Here is a 22,040-nt window from a genome sequence, read left to right as displayed (position 1 = left end):
TCACGGGCCGGTGCCCGGCGTGCCGCCGTCCCGGCCGGGGGACGGCGGCACCGGGGACGGGGCGGGCGTCCCCCGGGGCGCGTCGGCACCGGTGCGCAGGCGGCGGGCGGAGTAGCCGGCCAGGCCGACGGCGAGCAGCAGGGTGCCGCCGTAGAACAGCGGAACCGCCCAGAAGTCGGCGCCCAGCTGGCCGATGCCGGTGAGGCCGACGGCGAGTACGGCGACGGCGACCAGCGTGCCCAGGGCGTTGGGGCGGCCGGGCCTGATCGCGGTGGAGCCGAGGAGGGCGCCGACGAACGCGGGCAGCAGATAGTCGAGGCCGACGCTGGGATTGCCGATCTGCTGCTGGGCCGCGAGCAGGACTCCGGCGAAGGCGACGACCAGGCCCGACGCGGTGAACGCGTAGACGGTGTACCTGCGGGCCGGGATGCCGACGAGCTCGGCGGCGCGCGGGCTGGAGCCGACGACGTACAGGCACCGGCCGAGCGGCAGCCGCTCCAGCACCAGCCAGAGGGCGAGCGTGAGGGCGAGGACGTAGAAGGCGGGGACCGGAACGCCGAGGAGGGTGGAGTCGTAGAGACCGGTGAAGGCCGGCGGGAGGCCCTGGGGGCCGGGGACGATCCGGCCGCCGCCGGTGACCCAGCCGGTCACGGCGTACATCATGCTGCCGGTGCCGAGGGTGGCGATGAAGGAGTCGATCCGGCCGAACTCGACCACGACACCGTTGAGGACGCCCACGGCCACCCCTCCGGCGACCACCGCCAGGCACGCCCACGGCCAGGGCCACCGCTCGTTCACGACGAGCTGCATCACCATGACGTGCGCCAGACCGAGGCCGTAGCCGAGGGAGAGGTCGAACGCGCCGGTCACGATGGGGACCATGGCGGCCAGCGCGAGGACGGCGGGGATCGACTGGCTGGACAGCAGCGCGTGGACGGTGTCCCGGGTGGGGAACGTCCGCGGCAGGAGGAGGGAGAAGAGGAGGAACAGCAGCACCGTGAGGGCCGGCAGGCCGTAGGCGCCGACGTGGTGGGCGGCCGGCCCGCGCCGGCGCGGCCGGGACGGGGGCGCCGGGGACGGGGACGCGGGGGGCGGGGGCGGTGCGGTCATGAGGGTGTCGCGGTTCCGGCGGGGGGCAGGGCCGAGGCCGCCCGGGTGAGTCCTGCGACGGTGAGGGCCGGGCCGCTCAGCTCGGCCGCCACGGTCCCGTGGACGAACACCAGGGCGCGCCGGCACACGCCCGCGACCTCCTCGAAGTCCGTGGAGACGAGCAGTACCGCGAGACCGCCGGCCAGCGCCTCGTCGAGCAGGCGGTGGACCGCGGCCTTGGCCCCGACGTCCACGCTCGCGGTCGGTTCCTCCAGGATCAGCAGGCGCAGGCCCACCCGGAGCCACCGGCCGATCATGACCTTCTGCTGGTTCCCGCCGGACAGGGTGCCGATGGGCGCCTCGGTGTCGCGGGGGCGCACCGCGAACCGTTCGATCAGGGCGGCGGCCTCGGCGCGTTCGCGGCGGGGGGCGATCCACCGCAGCGCGGGCAGGCCCCCGGCGCGCGGGTTGGCCAGGAGGTTCTCCCGCACGGTCAGTTCCGCGGCGCAGCCCTCCCGCTGCCGGTCGCCGGGCACGAGGCCGACGCCGAGGCGGACGGCGTCGGTGACCGTGCGGGGGCGGTACGGCCGTCCGCCGAGGAGTGCCCGGCCGCCGAGCAGGGGCCGGGCACCGGCGAGGGCCCGGCCCAGCTCCGTGTGCCCCGCACCCGACAGGCCCACCAGGCCCACGGCCTCCCCGGCCGCGAGTTCCAGGCCGACGGGTCCCGCGCCCGCGGTGCGTACGCCGTCGAGGGTCAGCACGGCCGGGCCGTCGGCGGGCGCGGGGCGGTGGGCGGCCGGTTCCTCGCCGACGGCACCGACGATGTCCTGCACCAGACGGGCGGGGCTGTGGCCCGCCAGGGTGCCGTGGCTGACGAGGCGGCCGTCGCGCAGGACGGCGAAGGCGTCGGCGACCTCGTACACCTCGTCCAGGCGGTGGCTGACGTAGAGGATGCCGTGCCCCTGGTCGCGCAGGGCGTGCAGGACGCGGAAGAGCCGGGCGCAGTCCGGCGCGGGCAGACGGGCGGTCGGCTCGTCCAGGACGATCAGCTTCGCCCGGGCGGCCAGAGCGCGGGCGACGGCGACCAGCGAGCGCTCGGCGGGGGAGAGGCGGGCGACCGGCGCGGCGGGGTCCAGGTGTCCCGCGACCGTGCGCAGGACCTCGGCGCAGCGCTCCCGGGTGCGCCGCCAGGAGATCAGCCCGGCGCGCCGGGGGTATCCGGTGCCCAGGGCGATGTTCTCGGCGACCGTCATCCACTCCACGAGACCGAGGTCCTGGTGGATGAAGGACATCGCGCGGGAGGCGGCACGGCTGCCGAGCGGATGGCCGTCCACCGTGATCTGCCCCGCGTCGGCGTGGTGGACCCCGGCGAGCACCTTGATGAGGGTGGACTTCCCGGCTCCGTTGGGGCCGAGGAGGGCGAGGACGCTGCCCGCGCGGACGTCGAGATCGACCCCGTCCAGCGCGCGGGTCCCGCCGAACCGCTTGGCGAGCCCGCGGATGCGGACGAGGGGTTGCGCACCGGTGCCGGGAGGGTCGGGAGGGTCGTGCACGGACATCTCCGAAGGTCGGCCTGGCGAGTTCTTCCCGACGGTCCCCCGATGGTAGGGGCCCGGTCAGGGGCATCGGCGGTATTTGCCGCTTTCCGTAACGCCAATGGGTGAGTGGCGCGGCCGGTCGCCGACGTGCCCCGGACCCCGCCCGGACCTCAGACGCCGGCCAGGTCGCACTCGGCCCAGATGACCTTGCCCTGGGGCAGGTAGCGCGTGCCCCAGCTCCGTGCCAGCTGGGCGACGAGGAACAGGCCCCGGCCGCCCTCGTCGGTGCTGGCCGCCCGGCGCAGGTGCGGTGCGGTGTTGCTGGCGTCGCAGACCTCGCAGATCAGGGTGCGGCCGTGGAGCAGCCGGACGCGGACGGGGCCGGAACCGTGGCGTATGGCGTTGGTGACGAGCTCGCTGAGCATCAGCTCCACGGCGAACGCGGCTTCGTCGAGCCCCCAGTCGGCCAGCCGGCGCAGGGCGCGGGCGCGGACCTCGCCGACGACGGCCGGGTCCGGCTCCAGGTCCCAGGTGGCGATCCGGTCCGGGTCCAGGGCGCGGGTGCGGGCGACGAGCAGGGCGATGTCGTCGCCCGGGTGGGCGGGCGCCACGCTGTTGAGGACCACCTGGCAGGTCTCCTCCGGCGTGCGCCCGGGGTGGGCCAGTGCCGCGCGCAACTGGTCGAGGACCCGGTCGACGTCGCGATGGCGGTCCTCGATCAGTCCGTCGGTGTAGAGGACCAGCTGGCTGCCCTCGGGCAGGTCGGTCTCGACCGCTTCGAAGGGCAGACCCCCGAGGCCGAGCGGAGGCCCGGCGGGCAGCTCCGCGAAGGACACCGTGCCGTCCGGCCGGACCACCGCGGGGGGAGGGTGCCCGGCGCGGGCCATGGTGCACCGCTGGGTCGTCGGGTCGTAGACGGCGTACAGACAGGTCGCACCGATGATGTCCGTCGCGTCGGCGGCGGGGTCCTCCCGGTCCAGGCGCCCCACCAGGTTGTCGAGGTGGGTGAGGACCTCGTCCGGGGGGAAGTCGAGCTCGGCGAAGCTGCGGGCGGCGGTGCGCAGCCGGCCCATGGTGGCGGCGGAGAGCATGCCGTGGCCGACGACGTCCCCGACCATGAGGCCGATGCGGGTGCCGGAGAGCGGGATGACGTCGTACCAGTCGCCGCCCACGTCGGACTCCGCGGGCAGATAGCGGTGGGCGACGTCGACGGCGTCCTGGTCGGGCAGCCCCTGCGGGAGCAGGCTGCGCTGGAGGGCCAGGACCATGGTGCGTTCGCGCGTGTAGCGCCGGGCGTTGTCGACGGACAGGGCGGCACGGGCGGCGAGTTCCCGGGCCAGCGAGCGGTCGTCGTCGCCGAACGGGACGGGATCCCGGCCGCGGTAGAAGGCGGCGACGCCCAGGACGACACCGCGCGCCACCAGGGGGACCGCGATGAGCGAGTGGACGTGGGCCAGCAGTTCCGCGGTGTGCTCGGGGTCGTGGGCGAGCCAGCCCGCGGCGGCCGTCAGGTCCGGCTCCAGCACCGCCTCCCCGCTGGTCAGGCTGCGCAGCTGGGGCGTGGCCGGGCCGTAGTCCACCTGCTTGCCGACCGGATGGAAGGGGCAGTCGTCGCGGATGCCGTGGACCACCGTGCGGCGCAGGTCGCCGTGCGGGTCCGCGGCCTCCTCGCCGCGCAGTACGGCCTCCGGCAGGTCGATCGTGACGTAGTCGGCGAGCTGCGGCACCGCCGTCTCGGCCAGTTCCTGGGCCGTGCGGCGCACGTCCAGGGTGGTGCCGATGCGCGTACTGGCCTCGGACAGCAGCTCCAGGCGGCGTCGTGCGGCGAGGGCGTGCCGCGCCACCTCCGGCTCCCCGACGAGCAGCAGCCCCCTCGACGCGGGCGCGGGGCCGGGACGGCCGTCCTCCGCTCCGACGGGGGTGAGACTCCTGGCGGCCCGGCCGGGTGCGGCGACGGCGGCGGCCCCCGCCGGCGCGGTCGCGTGGGAGACGGCGGCCTCGGCGGGGAAGTCCGGCAACGCGTCGATCCGCCGGGGTGCGACGAGGGGGTGCCGTGCTGCGGGGCCCGGCAGGACGGCCTCGATGGCCAGGCCCTCCACCCCGGTGGCACTCGTCATCGGACGGCTCATCAGCGTGACACGCCGGCCGTCGGACAGCGGGACGTGGACGGCGGCCCGCTGGGCGAAGGAGATCAGCTCGGTGGCCTTCTCCATGAGGATCGCGCGGTCGCGGGGGTGCTGGGCGAGGGCCAGTTCGTCCAGTCCGACGGTGTGGTGACCGCCGACCGCGGCTTCGGCCTCGGTGTCCAGGTACGCCCGCAGCAGCGCGCGCTCCCGTGCGGAGCTGCGCCCGAGCAGCCGCCGTTCGATGGCCCGGGCGGCCTTGCGGATGACGGTGGCCAGCGCGGGGTCCTCGAAGGAACGGGGATAGCCGAAGCACAGGACGCCCTCGATCCGGCCGCTGAGCAGGTCGCGGACCGGGAGCGCGCGGCAGGCGCTGCCCTGGGCGCGCTCGGCGAAGTGCTCGGCGCCGTGGACGTGGACGAGCCGCCGCTCCGCCAGCGCGAGGCCGATGCCGTTGGTCCCCGCGTACTGTTCGGCGAACACGAACCCCGGTACGCGCTGGATCGCGGGCAGGCTCCTGGCCAGGGACGCCTCGCCGAAACGGCGCAGCAGGACGGTGCCCTGCGCGTCGGCGACACAGAGGTTCATCGGGGTGCCGGCGAACATGTACTCCAGCCGGTCGAGCACCGGCACGGCCGCGCCGACGATCCGGGCCTCCGGGTCGAGGCCCTCACGGAAGGGCAGGTCGGACCCGTCCGGCGAGAGCCCCAGGGACCGGCAGCGCTGCCACGAGTCGGAGATGGGCGTCCGCACGCCCGGGTCGACCGGGCCGCCCTCCAGGAAACGCACGCGCGAACGGACGGGCGCTGCGTCGTCTGTCGCACGCCCCGCCGGTGTCGATGCCCCGCCGGACCGAACCACGCTTCGCCTCACTCGCGAGAGGTCAGCTTTTCGGAAACAGTGTGACATAAATGAAAGATACGGACATCAGGTGGATTCAGGGCGCTCGTCGAGTGTTCGCCGGACGGTCGTCACGGGTGGTGTGCGTGCCTGTCACGGGCGGTATGCGTTCTGGCCGGTCGTCACAGGACCGCCACCGGATTGACCGGCGAGCCCGTCCCGCCCGGCACCCTCAGCGGCGCCACGACCAGCAGGAACGCATACCGCCCGGCCTCCGCGGTCGCGGCGGACAGCGCTTCCAGGTCCAGGTTGTCCAGCAGCGGGACCCCCATCGCGGCCACCGCCAGGGCGTGCACCGGCGAGTGCACGCCCTCCACCGGGGAGGGCCGCACATCGCTGTCGCCGTCCCCGCCGAGCAGGGCGACACCCCGCTCGGCCAGCAGCGGTACGGCGTCCACGTGGAGGCCCGCGCTCGCCGTGTCCGGGTCCCAGGCGCCCAGCTCCGCGCGGCGGCGGACCTGCCCGGAGCGCAGCAGCACCGCGTCCGCCTCGCCGATCGTCACGCCGAGCGCCCGCTCCGCGGCGGTGATGTCCCGCGCGTGCACCGCGCGTCCCGGCTCCAGCCAGCGGATCCCGAGGACCGCGGGGAGGTCGAGGAGCACCCCTCGCGTGACCAGTGGCCCCAGCGTCGACACCGCGCCGAAGCGGGCGCCTTCGCTGCCGACGGCATCGCCGGCGGCCCGGCCGTCGTAGAGCTGCCCCCGGTAGGCGATGTGGGAGAGGGCGTCGAGATGGGTGACGCCCTTGCCGTGGTAGTCGGCGGCGATGAAGTCCTTGTGGGTGGAGGGTTCCGGGCTCTCCACGTCACCGAGGTCGGTCATGTGGTGCAGGGCGGGCCTGCGGTTGTCGGGGCCGGGACGGGTGTTCCAGGGCAGCGCCAGCGGTACGACCACCCCGGACCGCACTCCGGCCGCGGCCCGCCGGACGTGGTCCGCGGTCACCCGGTTCCAGGCACCGCGGTCGGCCGGGGTCCAGCGGCCCCAGGTGCGGACCGCCTCGAAGAGCGCGTCGAACTCCCGGCGGGAGACGGCGGGGCCGTTGCCCGGGGCGGAGGGAGCGGGACCGCGGAGGGCGGCTCCAGGGGCAGGCGTGGCGGGTTCGGGACCGGGGGCGGCGGGTCCGGGGTCATGCGTGGCGGGTCCGGGACCGGGGACGGCGGGTCCGGGGTCGGGGGTGTCGGCGGGTGTGGACGTCATCTGTGCTCACCCCTCACCCTTCTCCGGGCGGGACGCCGGGAAGCGTGGCGTTCGTGATCCGCTCCAGCTTCGCACGCGACCGCGTCACGCGGCCTGTCCACCCGGCGGACCGGAGTGTCCGGAATGCCTGGAGTGTCCACCAGTCGGACCGGGTGTTGTGCCGCCTCGGTCTGGGACGACCATGGATGGGGAGAACGCCCGCCGGTAGCGCACGAGCCGTGGCACCGAGCGGGAGGGAGGATGAGGCATGGGCACGACGGACTCCTCCCGGGCAGGCGACGCCCGGCCGGTGGCAGGCCCGGCCGGGCCGCCCAGCGGGCTGCTCGACCTGCTGAGCGTCGCCGCGGTGGTGCTGAACACGACCGGGCAGGTCGTCTTCTGGAGCACCAAGGCCGAGGAGCTGTTCGGCTACACCGCGACGGAGGCGCTCGGTCAGTACGCGGCTCCGCTGACCGTCCACGAGGAGCACCGGGACGCAGTGATCAAGCTGTTCGCCGAGGTCATGCAGTCCGGCACCGACTGGGCCGGGGCCTTCCCGATCCGGCACAAGGACGGCAGCACCCGCCTGGTGGAGTTCCGCAACATGCGGCTGCTGGACGACCTCGGCGACACCTACGTCCTGGGCCTCGCCGCGGACCAGGCGGCCGTGGAACGGGTCGAGCGGGACGCAGCCCTGGCCATGCGCCTGGTGTCCCAGTCCCCGATCGGGCTCGCGATCCTCGACCCGCAGCTGCGCTACCTCGCCGTGAACCCGGCCCTCGAACGCATCACCGGCCAGTGCGCCGCCGACCGTCTCGGCCGGACGGTCGGCGAGGTCCTGACCTACCTGGACACGGACCCCGAGGCGCGGCTGCGCCGGGTCCTGGAGACGGGCGAGTCGGTCGTGGACCGGGACATCGTCTGCCGTCCCCCCGTCGACCCGGACCACGAGCACGCCTGGTCGGTCTCGTACTACCGGCTGGAGGACTCCGGCGGGCGCGTGCTGGGCCTGGCCTACTCCGTCATCGACGTCACCGAGCGCCACCGGGCCGCCGCCGAGGCGGCGCAGGCCCGGCAGCGACTGGCGCTGATCGCCAGGGCGTCCGCCTCCGTGGGGACCACCCTCGATCTGGAGACGACGGCGTGCGAGCTGGCCGAGGTCGTCGTGCCGGCCCTGGCCGACGTGGCGGCAGTGGACGTCCTCGACAGCGCCCTGGACGGCCGCACCGCGTCGGACGACGGCCCGGCCCGCTTCCGCGCGCTCGCCATCAGCGCCTCCCACGCCACCGAGGCGGTCCGGGCCGCCGACCCGCCGGGGGAACTCGCCACCTACGACAGCGACCGGCTGATCACCCGGTGCGTACGCACCCGCCAACCGGTTCTGCTGCCCCGCACCACCCGGGAGGACCTGGACCGCATCGCCCGCCACGGCGAGGCCGCCGCCCATCTCGCGGCGGCCGGTGTGCACTCGTACCTGGCGGTGCCGCTGCTCGCCCGGGGAGAGGTCCTCGGCGCCCTCGACCTCAAACGCACCCGGAACCGGGCACCGTTCGACGACGACGACCTGCTCCTCGCCTGGGAGCTGGCCGGGCGTGCCGCGGTCTGCATCGACAACGCCCGCGGGTACCAGGCCCAGCGCCACGCGGCCCTCACGCTCCAGCGCAGTCTGCTTCCCGAGCCCCCGTCGCACGTGCCCGGGCTGGAGGTCGCCTGCCGCTACCAGCCGGCCGGGGCCACGAGCGAGATCGGCGGCGACTGGTACGACGCCGTTCCGCTGCGGGACGACAAGACGGCGCTGGTCGTCGGGGACGTCATGGGCAGCGGTATCACGGCCGCCGCCACCATGGGACAACTCCGCAGCGCCGCCCGGGCGTTCGCCGAACTGGCCCTTCCCCCGGCGGAGGCGCTGCGCCACCTGGACCATCTGACCGAGGGAATCGAGCAGACCATCACCACCTGCATCTACTGCGTCTACGACCCCGGCCGCGGCGAGTGCGAGATCTGCCTCGCCGGTCACCTGCCCCCGGCCCTGGTGCGGCCGGGCCGGCCGGCCCGGCTTCTCGACCTGCCCACCGGGGCACCGCTCGGCGTCGGCGGGGTCCCCTTCGAGGCCACCACCATCCCCTTCCGCCCCGGCGACGAGCTGGTCCTCTACACGGACGGTCTGGTCGAGACCCGGAACGAACCCATCGACGCCCGCCTGCGCACCCTGCTCGACGCCCTCACCGCGACGCGGGGCCGTGATCTGCAGGACAGCTGCGACCGCATCCTGCGGATGCTCCGGGCGCCCGGCGGCGACGACGACGTGGCCCTGCTCATCGCCCGGGCCCGGCCCTGAGCGGGCCGGGACACCGGGCGTGCCCGAGGCGGTAGGGGCTCGGCGACCCGGTGGTTCGGTAACGCGGTGACTCGGCGGCCGAGCAGCCGCTTCACCCTCCTGCCCTGGGCGGACTCGTCCAGCGTGTCCCACAGCCCGGCCGAGCCGGTGTACGTGTACACACCCGGAGCGCCCTGGGCGGCGCAGCCGTCGCCGTACGACACGATGCCCACCTGGTAGACCCCGCGGCGGCCCGGCAGCTTGCGGAACAGCGGTCCGCCGCTGCTGCTGAAGATGACCGAGCAGCTCCCCGTAGCCCCTTCGTCAGCTGCTGTGGACGCCGACCTCGTACAGCGAGTAGCCCCACTGCGTGCCACGTTCCGTGCCCGTGACGCGGACGTAGCGCGCCGGTGTTCCGGGGAAGCGCGCGGTGTCCAGGCCGCCGTCGCCCGTGGTGGTCGACCAGACCGTCTGCCAGTTCGTGCCGTCCGTGGAGAGCTGGATGCCGTACGCCTTCCCGTACGCCCGCTCCCAGTCGAGCGTGACCCGGCCGACCCGGTGGGTGGAGCCCAGGTCGATCCGCAGCCACTGGCCGTCGCTCCACTCGCTGGCCCAGCGGGTGTCCCGGGTGCCGTCGACGGCGCGACCGGGGGCGTAGCTGGTGAACGGGTTCCACCACTCCGCGGAACTGGCCGTGGCGGGCGCCCCCTGGGCGAGGTCGACCCCCGCCTGGTGCCGCTCGGTCGCTCCCCAGGTGTCGAGGTAGGACTCGGCGCCCCGGAACAGGTCCTTCACCACGTCCTGGCCGCCGACGCGCCGGATGTCCTCGATCCAGTCCGGGACGAGTCCGTAGTGCGCGGCCCCGTCGGTGTTCAGGTCCCAGGTGCGCTCACCGGTGGTCACCCGGTCGATGAGGGAGCCTCCGTCGACGCTGCGGAAGGGGTAGGTGACCTTGTTCGGCGCGTCCGCGCCCCGGGGCCCCGGCCAGCCGCCGACGCCGTTCATGTCCGTGCCGTACCCGTAGCCGACGCCGTACTTGTCCCGCAGCGACCTGGTGCGGTTCGCCTCGGCGACGAAGCCCTCCGAGCCGTTCATGTACTGGGCGACGAAACCGCCGAGCCCGTAGACCCGGTCGGTCCAGTTCATGTCCATCCAGCTGTGCGAGGAGATCACGCCCGGGTAGGACGCGGAGTCGAAGATGTCGAGCGCGCGCCCCACGGCCTTGACGCTCATGTGGTCGATCTCCAGCATCATCTTGCGCTTCATCATGCCCCGCACGGCGTACTCACCGAGGTCGGTGAGCCCCCGCACATTGCACCGCGCGTCCGCGTCGTACGAGGGGACACTCACGCCCGCCGGGAGCTTCGCCTCCGCCCCGGGCGCCGCGGCCGAGCCGATGGGGTTGTCGGCCTGCGGCCCCGTGCACTTCTCCGTCTTCCAGAAGGTGCCGGTCGACAGGAACTGCCCGACGTTGATGGCCGTTCCGAGGCTGCCGGAGTCGAAACGCACCCCGCACAGCGCGTTGTCGAACTTGTGGCACAGGAACATGCTGCGCACGCCCAGCGCGTACAGCTCGTCCAGGCCGGCGTCGATGTCCTTGCGGTCGCACTGCGGGACGTCCAGGATCTGCTTGCAGCCGAAGGGCTCGGAGGTCTCCACGCCCAGGACGACCGCCAGCTTGCCCTGCCGGACGACCTCACGGGCCTGGGCGCTGTCGGTGACGATCCGGAACCAGCCCTTGCCCGGTCCGCCGTACATCCGGTCGACGTAGGCCTGGAGGTCGTAACTCAGCTTCGCCTGGAGCCGGATGGACGTCATCTCGTCGCAGCCGCGGTCCTTGAAGAAGTACACCGAGCAGATCACGCCGTTGGTGACGAGGTCGTTCACGAGCACCCGCTGGCCGCCGCGCCAGGCCCGCTCCACCCATGCGTAGTAGTTCTGCTGGTGCGTCAGCGAGTCGTGCGCCGGCCAGTCCTTGAAGGTGGGCCAGCCGACCGGGTCGTGCCGGCCGTCACCGCCCTTGGTGATGAAGTCGAACACGGCCAGCGAGCCGTCGGGGTAGTGCTCGGGGCAGTCCTTGAGCGCGTCGGCGATCCCGGCCTCGGAGAAGACCTTGCCGCAGATGAGCCGGCCGCCGAAGGCCTCGTTGGCGAACAGGTGGTCGTGGGCGTCCACGAACCCGCGCACCTCGCCCTGGGCGTCCGTGCCGGTGAACGGCTCGCCGGTGACGCCGATCCCGGAGTCCGGTGAGGGCCGTGCGCTCGGGACCCACCAGTCGTTTCCGGCCGCCGAACTCGGGGTGGGGCCGAGCACGGCGGCCAGGACGAGGAGGAGCAGCGACACTACGGTGACGTCTGTGCGTCGGCGGTACGGGCGGCTGGTCATGGCCACGGCCCACGTCCCTCGGTCGGCGGGAACCTGTTTGTCATGTCTGCGTAAACTGTGCGCCATGAGGATGGGTGGTGCCGCCTTACGAGTCAAGACTCGGGCCCGCGGGGACGGTCGCGGGGAGGCTGCCCGGCCCGCTCTCCGGTTACTCCCGCGTAGTAATAAGCTGGAGGGACGTGAGAACCGTACGTAGAAGACCGCGCCGGACAACGGCTCGAGGGTGAGGGAGCGACCGATGACATCGGAGACCGAGCGGGCCGTACTCGCGGGCGGTTGTTTCTGGGGCATGCAGGACCTGATCCGCAAGCAGCCGGGCGTGGTGTCCACCCGCGTCGGGTACAGCGGCGGCGACACGCCGAACGCCACCTACCGCAACCACGGCGACCACGCCGAGGCCATCGAGATCCTCTTCGATCCCGCGGCCACCAGCTACCGCGACATCCTGGAGTTCTTCTTCCAGATCCACGACCCGACGACGAAGGACCGCCAGGGCAACGACATCGGGCGCAGCTACCGCTCCGCCATCTTCTACACCGACGAGGAACAGCACCGCGTCGCCCTGGACACCATCGCGGACGTCGAGGCGAGCGGTCTGTGGCCGGGCAAGGTGGTCACCGAGGTCGAGCCCGTGGGCGACTTCTGGGAGGCCGAGCCGGAGCACCAGGACTACCTGGAGCGCTATCCGGACGGCTACACCTGCCACTTCCCGCGCCCCGGCTGGAAGCTGCCGCGCCGGGCCTCGTCCCCGACGGGCTGAGGCGCCCCGCCGCTCACCCCCTGCGCCGCCGCCTGATCGGCTCCCCCACGCGGTGCAGGTGGGCCAGCGCCTCGCGGTAGGAGCGGATCAGTCCGGTCTCGTGGTACGGCACCCCGATCTCAGCGCAGTACCGCCGCACGATCACCTGCGCCCGGCGCAGGTGGACCGTGGGCATGCCCGGGAACAGATGGTGCTCGATCTGGTAGTTGAGCCCGCCCAGCATCACGTCGGTGAACCGGCCGCCGCGCACATTGCGGGAGGTCAGGACCTGGCGGCGCAGGAAGTCGAGCCGCTGGTCACCGGTGAGCGTCGGCATGCCCTTGTGGTTGGGGGCGAAGGTGCAGCCCAGGTAGACGCCGAACAGGCACTGGTTCACGGCGAGGAACGCCACCGCCTTGCCCGGCGGGAGCACCAGGAACAGGGCGGAGAGCACGGCGGCGAAGTGCAGCAGGAGCAGCGCGCCCTCCAGCACACGGTTCTTCACGAACGGTGAGCGCAGCGCCCGCACGCTCGCGACGTGCAGGTTGAAGCCCTCCAGGGTCAGCAACGGGAAGAACAGCAGCGCCTGGTGGCCTCCGAGGAGGCGGGCCGGCCCCCGGCTGGCGCGGGCCTGGTCCGCGGACCACACCAGGATGTCCGGGGCGACGTCCGGGTCGAGTTCCTCGTGGTTGGGGTGCGCGTGGTGGCGGGTGTGCTTGTTCATCCACCACCCGTAGCTCATGCCGATGCCGAGATTGCCGAACAGCCGCCCCCCGATCTCGCCGTGCCGGCGCCGCCGGAAGACCTGACCGTGCGCCAGGTCGTGGGCGACCAGGGCGACCTGCCCGAACACCAGGGCGAGGAAGGCGGCCACGGCCAGTTGCCACCAGGTGTCGCCCAGGGCGAAGAAGGCCGCCCAGCCGGCGGCGAAGGAGCCGGTCACGAGGGCGAGCCGCACCGTGTAGTAGCCGGGGCGCCGCTCCAGCAGGCCGGCCTCGGTGATCCGCCGGGCCAGCCCGGCGAAGTCGCTGCCGGTCGCGACGGGGGCGTCAGGAGAGATCGTCATGCCGAGAATTCTCGGGACGGCCGTACCCCCGAAGAAGCCTGCCAGCCACCGTCTGCGGACAAGGCCCGCCCCCACCCCCGGGCGGGGGTTTTCCCCCGGACGCGTCCGTGACCTCGGCCCGCGGCGGGCCCCCGGCACCCCGCCCGGCGAGCGTGACCTGGACCACATCTCCAGGTCTTCCACCCCGCCCGGCGGAGGCGTAGGTTCCCTATCACCCCGCGACGGCGCCCTTGGTGGCGCTGGTCCGCCGGTCCCGGGGCGGCGGACCAGCGGGGGCCAAATCTGCACAGGGGCGCACGGACGCGGTGCCCGGCACCGGCGCGCCGGACCGGCTCACACCGGTTCGGGCTGCGGTTCCGGTTGCAGGGCCGGCGCGGCCTTCGGTTCCCACAGCCGGGTGGCGCGTACGTAGGCGTGGACCACCGAGGCCACCGCGAGCACGAGGAGCGGCCCGAAGAGCCACGCGTGCTGGGCCATCTGCAACGGCAGGTAGCGGTACGACACCAGGAGCGCGGTGAAGACCGTCGCGCCGTGGGCGACCAGCTGGGTCCCCGACCGGTCCCAGCCGCGTGCGAGCGAGCGCAGCGCCGCCTCGATCGTGAGCGTGAACACCACACCGGCGAGGATGTCCGCGCCGTAGTGGTAGCCGAAGCCCAGGGTCGCGCCGAGGGTGGCGATCAGCCAGAACGTGCCGGCGAACCGCAGGACGCGGGGCCCCTTGCGGGAGTGGATGAAGATCGCGGTGGCCCACGCGGTGTGCAGGCTGGGCATGCAGTTGCGCGGGGTGATCCCGTCGAACGGCATGGCGTGCGGGACGGTGACCGGCGACGGTGTGTTCGGCCACAGGGCGGCCACCGCCCAGTGCCCGCCGTCGGCGCCGTACGCGAAGATCGGGCCCACCACCGGGAAGATCATGTAGATGCCCGGCCCGAGCAGGCCGATCACCAGGAAGGTGCGCACCAGGTGGTGGTCCGGGAAGCGGCGCTCGACGGCCACATGGCGCAGCTGGTACAGCGCGACGACGACCGCGGCCACCGCGAGCTGGATGTAGACGTAGTCGAGGACGTGGGCGCCGACCGTGCCGGTGGCCTCGACCAACCGCCCCACCAGCCAGGACGGGTTGCCCAGCGCGTGGTCGGCGGTCGCCACGTACTGGTCGAGCACCGTCGGGCGGGTCTTCGACGTGATGAGCAGCCAGGTGTCACCGGTCTTGCGGCCGGCCACCAGCAGCAGGCCCAGCCCGACGCCCTTCAGCAGCAGCACGCGTTCCCGGCCGGCGCGGCGCGTGAGCGCGATCACCGCGTAGCCCAGAAGCACCCACAACGCGCCGTTGCCGAAGGGGTGGCCGCTGTGCGGCGGCGTCTTGGCGTCGACCGCCCACCGCACCAGGAAGAAGACGATGTCGATGCCGACCGCGATCCCGGCCGCGATGAACCGCTCCCGCCAGGTGAGCACCACCATCATCAGCGCCATGCTGGCGTACAGCAGCGGCCCTGACTTGGGGGCGAACACCACCTCCTTCGCCTGGTTGGTGATCGGTCCCGGCATGCCGTAGTGGCGCGCGGCGATCTCCAGCGCGATGAGGAAACCCAGGGTCACCACTGCCGCGACGGCCCACAGGACGGTTCGTGGCCGGCGCCACACCGCGATATCGGTTCTGTCGTTTATTCGCGAAAACGCCCGCGATGGTCTATTTATCAATTGTTTTGGCCGTTTTGTCGGTTGTAAGCAAACAGGTCACTCTTCGTGTGCGTTCGATGATGTTATCGGAGGGGTACGGGCTCAGGCCCTGAGGAAGTCGATGAGGGCTTCGTTCACCTCGCGCGGGCGTTCCTGCTGGGTCCAGTGCCCGCAGCCCTCCAGCTTCAGGGGCGCCCGCCACAGGTTGGGCATCAGCTCGGGCAGCCTCGCGATGAGTTCCGGGGTGCCGGGGAAAGCGGGGACGAGGTCGCGGTCGCCGTAGACGTACAGGGCGCGCGGGGTGACGACGGCGCCGTGCCAGGCGGCGGTCAGCTCCCAGTTGCGGTCGAGGTTGCGGTACCAGTTGAGAGCCCCGGTGAAGCCGTGCGAGAAGCTCTCGGTGAGCGCGTCCAGGTCCTCCTCGGTGAACCACTCCGGCAGCACCTCCGGATCCGGCATGGTCGCGAGCCAGCCGCGCTCGGGGTCGACCAGCGGCTGCCGTCCCGAGCCGGCGTCGGGAGCGTCCCCGGAAGCCCAGTAGAAGAACTTCCGCAACGTGGTGCGCGTGTCCCTCGCGAACTCGGCGTCGGCGACGCCGGGGCGGCTGAAGTAGTTCCAGTAGAACCGGCCGTCGAACCGCTCCTCCATGGCGGCGAGCGGCGGCTGCGTCCCGCGGAACGGCGGCGGCACGCTCAGGCCGGCCACCCCGAGCACCACGTCCGGCCGCAGCAGCGCGGTGTGCCAGGCGACCGGGGCACCCCAGTCGTGCCCCACGACGTACGCCTTCTCCTCGCCGAGCGCGTGGATCAGCCCGACGACATCGCCCACCAGGTGGAGGATCGTGTACGCGTCGACGGCCTCGGGGCGGTCGCTCCGCCCGTACCCGCGCTGGTCGGGGGCGACCACGCGGAAGCCCGCGTCGGCGAGCGGACCGAACTGGTGCTGCCAGGAGTGCCAGGACTCGGGGAAGCCGTGCAGCAGCACCACCAGGGGGCCGCTGCCCTGCTCGGCGATGTGCAGCCGGATGCCGTTCACGTCCACGATGCGATGCTCGATCATGGGCAGAGCGTACGCGTGGTGGCGATCTTCCGACGGTCAGTGGACATCGCGGACGTGGCGCCTTCCCGCGGGCTGGTGCCCCGCTGCCCGGTGGGCCGGTGTCGTGGTGGGCCCGGTGGGCCGGTGGACCGGCGTCCGAACCGCGGTGCCCAGCGGTCGGCGAACCGGGCGCCCCCGGTGACCTGGGCCGTCGCGGGTCACCGCGGAGGCCGCCGTGCGGTGTCCGGGAGCAGCAGCACCGTGTTGGAGACGGCTCCCGCCGCGGTGTTCACCGGCTCCGCCGCGGAGTGCGTCCCCGGGCCCGGGTGCCGGACGTGGGCGCCCGCGACACGGCCGTCCACCAGGAACGGGGAGAGGACGAACGGCACCCGGGCCGCAGCCCGGGCTCCGTCGAGGCTCCGGAACCGCATCCCCGTCACGTCGGGCACGAGCCGGCGCTGCAGGACGAGCGTCTCCTCGGCGGATCGCCGCGTCAGCAGGTCGAGCCAGTCCCGGTCCGTGACCCCGGTCCCGGCGACGAAGCCCGCGCCCCCGTGGCCGCACGAGGGTTTGACGACGAGGCCGGTCCTCTCCCGCACGGCCCGGTCCAGGACGCGGCGGCGCCGCTCGGCGGACTGCCCGGGGCCCAGCCACGCCGTCCACGGCACGTGCCGCAGGATCAGCGCACGGTCCGCGGGCTCGTACAGGTCCACGTCCTCGTGCATCCAGGCCAGCACCTGCTTCGTGCTGAGCAGGCACGACGCCTCCGGGACGAACAGCCGCACGGCGCCGGCCAGGACCGCCGCGCGCAGGACGCCGCGGGCTCCGCCGTCCGCCAGCACCCGGCCGGCGAACTGGTTGAACACCACATCGACGCGGTCCTCACCCGCCCACAGCCCGCCGGCACCGCCGCGCACCTCGGACAGGTCCGCGACGGACACGTCCAGGCCCGCAGCACGAGCGGCTTCCGCGGCCGGCCGGAGACAGCGGCGCAGGGCCGGGGCGCCGTCCAGCTTCGCCGCGAGGCCCGAGGTCGCCCGCCAGGTCGGGACGAGTACCCGGCCACGCCTGCCGTCCGGCGTCGCTACGGCCCCGGCCAGCGCGGCCGCCCGGGCGCGCAGGGTCGACGGGGGCTCGGCGAGGGTGCCGTCCGGCAGGCTGCGGGCGAACGCCGCACCCCGGTCCTCCAGGCCCGGCACCCCGTAGATGTTCGGCCCGATGTTCAGCTCCACGAACCACGGCGTACCGCCCACCAGCAGCGCGTCGGGCCGGGCCATGCGCAGCAGAGCCGGGTCGGACAGTGGTTGCGCCGGGTCGAGGAGCGGCAGCCCGGGGCGGTCGTGCAGCGCCCCGCACAGCTCGCCGGCGGTCCCCGCCCGGCGCCCGCACGCGAGGAGAGCGCACCGGAGCACGCCCGCCGCGAGCGCGCCGAACCGGTGGTAGTCCGCCGCGGAGAACACCAGCGGGCGCAGCGCCTCCCAGTGGCTCGGCGACGCGTCCAGGACCCAGCGGCCGGCCTCGCAGCCGCACCGCAGCAGCGCCGAGCGGACCCCACCCGGCAGCCGGGGCCACAGGTCACGCAGGATCACTCCCGAACCGCACTCCACGTCTGCCTCCCTCGACGGGACGGTGCCGCGGTCCTTCTCCTTCCGACGGTAGGCCGTCGCCTGCCGCCCCTCATCACCGGGCCCGCTCGACGTACGGCCGCCGAGGAGCCACCCATAGGATTCCCTATGCCGGATATTCGGTTCCTCATTGGAAAGCAATGGCGGAGCGCCGTACGTTCGAGGGCATCGCCGCACCGACGGTCCGCTACTCACCCCGTCCGGTACGGCACCACGTCCGCCACCCCTGGGAAGAAACACCATGTCGAAGATCCTCTTCGTGATGACCGGCGCCGACCACTGGACGCTGGCCGACGGGACCGAACACCCCACCGGCTTCTGGGCCGAGGAGGCCGTCACCCCCTACGAGGCGTTCAAGGCAGCCGGATACGAGATCGTCGTCGCCACCCCCGGCGGCGTCGTCCCCACCGTCGACAAGGGCAGCCTCGCCGCCGAGGTCAACGGCGGCCAGGCGAACGCCGACAGCATCGCGGCCCGGCTCGCCGCCATGACCGAGCTGCGGCACCCGGTCCGGCTGGAGGACGTCGACCTCGACGCCTACGCCGCCGTCTTCTACCCCGGCGGCCACGGCCCCATGGAGGACCTCGCCGTCGACACCGCCTCCGGCGGCCTGCTGATCGACGCCCTCGCCGCCGGCAAGCCGCTCGGCGTGGTCTGCCACGCCTCCGCCGCGCTGCTCGCCGCCACCCGCGAGGACGGCACCAACGCCTTCGCCGGCTATGAGGTCGCCGCGTTCACCAACGCCGAGGAGACCCAGGCCGGCCTCGCCGGCAACGCCAAGTGGCTGCTGCAGGACCGCCTCACCGAGGCCGGCGTGCAGGTGCGGGTCGGCGAGCCGTGGGCGCCCCACGTGGTGGTCGACCGCACCCTGGTCACCGGCCAGAACCCGGCCTCCTCGGGCCCGGTCGCCACCGAGCTGCTCAAGCAGCTGGGCTGAGCCGTGACACGCACCACACCCCTCGCCCGGAACTCGTCCCCGGAGCGCGCCGACTCCTGAACCGGTACGGCTCGATCCCGCCGATGCCGTACGACGTGATCGGGGACCGGTGATGGACGAGTTGCGAGAAGCCTCCTCCGGCGTGCGTGCGCCGCTGCGGAAGGTGCTGCCCCCGCCCGCCCTGTGCGGCTTCCTCCTGCTGCTCGCGCTGATGGGCGCGGCGGCGTACGCCGCCGGGGCGGCCTCCGGCCCCGTGGCACCCGGGATGCAGGACACCGGCACACACCGGGGCGGCGGTGCGGGCGGCGGGACCGCGGACATGGGCGGCATGCACGGGGGAGACCGCTGATGGGCGCGGAGCCGGTGGCGGCAGACCTGGTCACCACCGACCTGACCGTGGGCGGCATGACCTGCGCGGCCTGCGTCAGGCGTGTCGAGAGGAAGCTCGGCAGGCTCGACGGGGTCACGGCCGGCGTCAACCTGGCCACCGGGCGGGCCCGGGTGAGCCATCCGCCAGGGATCGGTCTGGAGGAACTCGTCGCGGCGGTCGAGCAGGCCGGCTACACGGCCGCCCTGCCCCGACCGCCCGGACAGCGGCACGGCGGGGAGGAGTCCGGGGAGGGCCGGGAGGAGCGGATACGGCTGCTGGTCACGGCACTGCTCGCCGTGCCCGTGCTGGTGCTGTCGATGGTGCCCGCGCTCCAGTTCCGGAACTGGCAGTGGCTGTGCTTCGCGCTGGCCGCCCCGGTCGCGGTGTGGGGCGCGTGGCCGTTCCACGCGCGGGCGGTGCGCGGGCTGCGCCACCCGGCGGCCACCATGGACACGCTGGTCTCCCTGGGGGTCGTGGCGTCCTTCTCCTGGTCGGCGTACGCGCTCTTCCTCGGCGGTGCCGGGGCCCCGGGCATGCGGATGCCGTTCAGCCTGGTGCCCACCGCCTCGGACGGCGCGGCCCACCTCTATCTCGAAGCGGCCGTCGGTGTCCCCCTGTTCGTACGGACGGGACGCTTCCTGGAGGCCAGGGCCAGGCGCGGAACCGGGGCGGCCCTCAGGTCGCTGGCACAACTGACGGTCAAGGAGGTGTCGGTACGCCGGGACGGAACCGAACACCTCGTCCCCGTCGAGCGGTTGGCGGTGGGGCAGGTCTTCGTCGTCCGTCCCGGGGAGCGCGTGGCCACCGACGGCGAGGTGGTGGAGGGGCGTTCGGCGGTGGACCTGTCCCTGGTCACCGGCGAGAGCGAGCCCGTCGATGTGCGGCCGGGCGCCACGGTGGTCGGCGGGGCCGTCAACGCCGGCGGGCTGCTCGCCGTCCGGGCCACCGCGGTGGGCGCCGACACCCGGCTCGCCCGCATCGCCCGGCTGGTGACCGACGCCCAGGCCGGGAAGGCGAGGGCGCAACGGCTGGCCGACTCGGTGGCCGGCGTCTTCGTTCCGGTCGTCCTGGCCCTGGCCGTCACCACCCTCGGGTTCTGGCTCGGCGCCGGAGCCGATCCGCAGGCCGCCGTCACCGCGAGCGTCGCCGTCCTCGTCGTGGCCTGCCCGTGCGCGCTCGGCCTCGCCACCCCGACCGCGCTGATGGCCGCGACCGGACGCGGCGCCCGGCTCGGCGTCCTGGTGCGCGGGCCACAGGCGCTGGAGGGACTTCAGCACATCGACACCGTGGTCCTCGACAAGACCGGCACGCTCACCTCCGGACACATGACCGTCACCCGGGTCACCGTCACGGCCGACGGCCTCGGACGGGACACGGTGCTGCGGCTGGCCGCAGCGGTGGAACAGGGCTCCGAGCACCCCCTCGGCCGGGCCGTCACCGCCCACGCCCGACAGCTCCTGCGCGGCCGGCCCTTGCCGGACGTGAGCGACTTCACCGCGGAGCCGGGAGCGGGTGTGCGCGGGCGGGTCGAGGGCCGGTGGGTCGAAGTCGTCGCACCGGGGGCGATGTTGACCGACGGGGAGCCGGGGGGCGGGCGGCGGTTGCCGGACGGCGCGTTGTCAGGTGGCGGTTCGTCGGATGCCGCCTTGCCGGGTGGCGCCTTGTCCGACGGTGCTTTGGCGGGCGGCGTGTTGTCCGACAGTGCTTTGTCGGGTGGCGCGTTGTCGGGTGGCGCTTCGTCCGACGGCGCGTTGTGGGGCGGGGTGTTGTCAGGTGACGCCTTGTCCGATGGTGCCTCGTCCGACGGTGCCTCGTCCGACGGTGCCTTGTCGGGCCGTGAGTTGGCGGCCGGCGGGTTGCCGGACGGCGGCGCGCTGCCTCCGGTCCTGGGCGAGGCGCTGGCCGTGGCGGAGGCCGCCGCCCACACCCCGGTCCTGGTCCGGGTGGACGGCAGGGCCGAAGCCCTGATCGCGGTCGGAGACGTCGTACGAGCCGGAAGCTACCGGGCCGTGGACCGGCTGCGGCGCCTCGGTGTGCGTCCGGTGCTGGCCACCGGTGACCGGGAGGCGCCCGCCCGGGCCGTCGCCGCCGCCCTGCGCATCGACGAGGTGCACGCCCGCCGCACCCCCGAGGACAAGGCCCGCCTCGTCCGCGAGCTGCGGGCGCAGGGCCACAGGGTCGCGGTCGTCGGCGACGGCGTGAACGACGCCGCCGCCCTCGCCGCGGCCGACCTCGGTATCGCCATGGGCAGCGGCACGGACGTCGCCATCGGGGCCGCCGACGTGACCCTGGTGCGCGGTGACATCGAGGCCCTGGCGGACGCCGTCCGGCTGGCCCGGCGCACCCTGCGCACCATCCGCGCCAACCTCGCCTGGGCCTTCGGCTACAACCTCGTGACCGTGCCGCCGGCCATGGTCGGCCTGCTCGCCCCGATGCCGGCCGCGGCCGCGATGTCGGTGAGCTCCCTGCTGGTGGTCGGCAACAGCCTGCGGCTGCGCGCCTGGCAGCCGTCGCCCGTCCGGGGGAGGCCCGGCCGATGACCACGAGCCCCCGGCGGCCGGCCCGCCGTCGCCCGGCGGACGCTCTGCGCGCCGCTCTCGCCCCCGTGGCCGCGTTCGGCCTCGCCCTCGCCGGCCTGACCCTCTGGGTCACGGCCGGGCAGGCGGGCAGTCCGCCCAGGGTCCAGGTGGCTCCCGGACGTGTCCTCCTGCCCTACGGCGGTACGACGGAGACCGCCGCGTTCTTCTCGCTCCTCAACTCCGGCGGCGCCGACGACCGGTTGGTCGAGGTGACCTCCGCCGCGACCGGCGGCGAGGTCGCGCTCAGCCGCCACCGCATGTCCGGCAGCGGTGCCGCCTACCGGCAGAGCGTGGACTCGGTGACCGTTCCGGCCGGCGGGGCCGTCCTCATGTCACCGGCCGGCGTCGACGTGACGCTCCGGGCGGGGAAGGGGTGGAAGGCCGGGGACGTCGTGCCGTTCACCCTGCGCTTCGAGCACAGCGGGACGATCAGGACGACAGCCGTTGTGATCCGCCCGGCCGACAGCGCTTCCTGACGA

At 73.9% G+C, this 22,040-nt stretch carries 16 protein-coding genes and 1 pseudogene; 7 read left to right on the top strand and 10 right to left on the bottom strand.

Annotated features, from left to right (window positions below; all coding sequences use genetic code 11):
* The 4 genes from IEZ20_RS12500 to IEZ20_RS12485 all read right to left on the bottom strand — a co-directional run bounded on the left by IEZ20_RS12500 (position 1) and on the right by IEZ20_RS12485 (position 6,846).
* The gene (locus tag IEZ20_RS12500; protein WP_189297606.1) at positions 1-1,110 is read right to left on the bottom strand and encodes an ABC transporter permease; all 1,110 of its coding nucleotides are present in this window, start codon (positions 1,108-1,110) and stop codon (positions 1-3) included.
* Positions 1,107-2,648, bottom strand: coding sequence for a sugar ABC transporter ATP-binding protein (locus tag IEZ20_RS12495; RefSeq protein WP_189297604.1), 1,542 nt, complete (start codon positions 2,646-2,648; stop codon positions 1,107-1,109). The genes IEZ20_RS12500 and IEZ20_RS12495 overlap by 4 nt, the downstream gene beginning before the upstream one ends.
* Before the next feature lie 149 nt (positions 2,649-2,797).
* On the bottom strand, positions 2,798-5,611 hold the full coding sequence (locus tag IEZ20_RS12490; protein ID WP_373303924.1) for a SpoIIE family protein phosphatase: 2,814 nt from the start codon (positions 5,609-5,611) through the stop codon (positions 2,798-2,800).
* 161 nt (positions 5,612-5,772) lie between these two features.
* Positions 5,773-6,846 (bottom strand): cyclase family protein, encoded by a 1,074-nt coding sequence (locus tag IEZ20_RS12485; RefSeq protein WP_189297600.1) that lies wholly within the window; start codon positions 6,844-6,846, stop codon positions 5,773-5,775.
* A 247-nt stretch (positions 6,847-7,093) separates the two neighbouring features.
* On the opposite strand from IEZ20_RS12485, the gene IEZ20_RS12480 reads away from it, so the two are divergent.
* Both IEZ20_RS12480 and IEZ20_RS39635 read left to right on the top strand, forming a co-directional pair.
* On the top strand, positions 7,094-9,163 hold the full coding sequence (locus IEZ20_RS12480; protein WP_189297598.1) for a SpoIIE family protein phosphatase: 2,070 nt from the start codon (positions 7,094-7,096) through the stop codon (positions 9,161-9,163).
* 66 nt (positions 9,164-9,229) lie between these two features.
* Complete coding sequence (locus IEZ20_RS39635) at positions 9,230-9,382, top strand: hypothetical protein (RefSeq protein ID WP_229896051.1); 153 nt, start codon at positions 9,230-9,232, stop codon at positions 9,380-9,382.
* Here IEZ20_RS39635 and IEZ20_RS39630 read toward each other — a convergent pair.
* Positions 9,370-9,519 (bottom strand): annotated as a pseudogene (locus tag IEZ20_RS39630) (hypothetical protein); the annotation flags it as partial. The gene IEZ20_RS39635 and the pseudogene IEZ20_RS39630 overlap by 13 nt on opposite strands.
* Complete coding sequence (locus IEZ20_RS12470; protein ID WP_189297820.1) at positions 9,467-11,527, bottom strand: galactose-binding domain-containing protein; 2,061 nt, start codon at positions 11,525-11,527, stop codon at positions 9,467-9,469. The gene IEZ20_RS12470 and the pseudogene IEZ20_RS39630, both read right to left, overlap by 53 nt.
* A 238-nt stretch (positions 11,528-11,765) precedes the next feature.
* Between IEZ20_RS12470 and msrA the strand changes: the two genes are divergently transcribed.
* Positions 11,766-12,287, top strand: a complete 522-nt coding sequence (gene msrA, locus IEZ20_RS12465; RefSeq protein WP_189297596.1) for a peptide-methionine (S)-S-oxide reductase MsrA — start codon at positions 11,766-11,768, stop codon at positions 12,285-12,287.
* 13 nt (positions 12,288-12,300) lie between these two features.
* On the opposite strand, the gene IEZ20_RS12460 is transcribed toward msrA, so the two are convergent.
* The 4 genes from IEZ20_RS12460 to IEZ20_RS12445 form a co-directional block, all read right to left on the bottom strand.
* Positions 12,301-13,332: a fatty acid desaturase family protein gene (locus tag IEZ20_RS12460; protein ID WP_189297595.1), complete on the bottom strand. Its 1,032-nt coding sequence runs from the start codon at positions 13,330-13,332 to the stop codon at positions 12,301-12,303.
* Positions 13,333-13,665: 333 nt separating this feature from the next.
* Entirely contained in the window at positions 13,666-14,982 is a 1,317-nt protein-coding gene (locus tag IEZ20_RS12455) for a phosphatase PAP2 family protein (protein WP_229896049.1), read from the bottom strand.
* Between the two features lie 132 nt (positions 14,983-15,114).
* On the bottom strand, positions 15,115-16,071 hold the full coding sequence (locus tag IEZ20_RS12450; RefSeq protein ID WP_189297591.1) for an alpha/beta fold hydrolase: 957 nt from the start codon (positions 16,069-16,071) through the stop codon (positions 15,115-15,117).
* A 197-nt stretch (positions 16,072-16,268) separates the two neighbouring features.
* Positions 16,269-17,639, bottom strand: coding sequence for a hypothetical protein (locus IEZ20_RS12445; protein ID WP_189297589.1), 1,371 nt, complete (start codon positions 17,637-17,639; stop codon positions 16,269-16,271).
* A 277-nt stretch (positions 17,640-17,916) separates the two neighbouring features.
* On the opposite strand from IEZ20_RS12445, the gene IEZ20_RS12440 reads away from it, so the two are divergent.
* The 4 genes from IEZ20_RS12440 to IEZ20_RS12425 all read left to right on the top strand — a co-directional run bounded on the left by IEZ20_RS12440 (position 17,917) and on the right by IEZ20_RS12425 (position 22,037).
* Complete coding sequence (locus IEZ20_RS12440; protein ID WP_189297587.1) at positions 17,917-18,612, top strand: type 1 glutamine amidotransferase domain-containing protein; 696 nt, start codon at positions 17,917-17,919, stop codon at positions 18,610-18,612.
* Between the two features lie 112 nt (positions 18,613-18,724).
* Entirely contained in the window at positions 18,725-18,961 is a 237-nt protein-coding gene (locus tag IEZ20_RS12435; RefSeq protein WP_189297585.1) for a hypothetical protein, read from the top strand.
* Positions 18,961-21,522, top strand: coding sequence for a heavy metal translocating P-type ATPase (locus tag IEZ20_RS12430; RefSeq protein ID WP_189297583.1), 2,562 nt, complete (start codon positions 18,961-18,963; stop codon positions 21,520-21,522). Before IEZ20_RS12435 ends, IEZ20_RS12430 begins: the two co-directional genes overlap by 1 nt.
* On the top strand, positions 21,519-22,037 hold the full coding sequence (locus tag IEZ20_RS12425) for a copper chaperone PCu(A)C (protein WP_189297581.1): 519 nt from the start codon (positions 21,519-21,521) through the stop codon (positions 22,035-22,037). Before IEZ20_RS12430 ends, IEZ20_RS12425 begins: the two co-directional genes overlap by 4 nt.
* Positions 22,038-22,040 lie beyond the last annotated feature (3 nt).

Origin of the sequence: Streptomyces cinerochromogenes, assembly GCF_014648635.1 — a bacterium.
Lineage (GTDB): Bacteria > Actinomycetota > Actinomycetes > Streptomycetales > Streptomycetaceae > Streptomyces > Streptomyces cinerochromogenes.
Note: the sequence above shows the minus strand (reverse complement) of the source record. Positions and strands in the feature narration are given on the sequence as shown.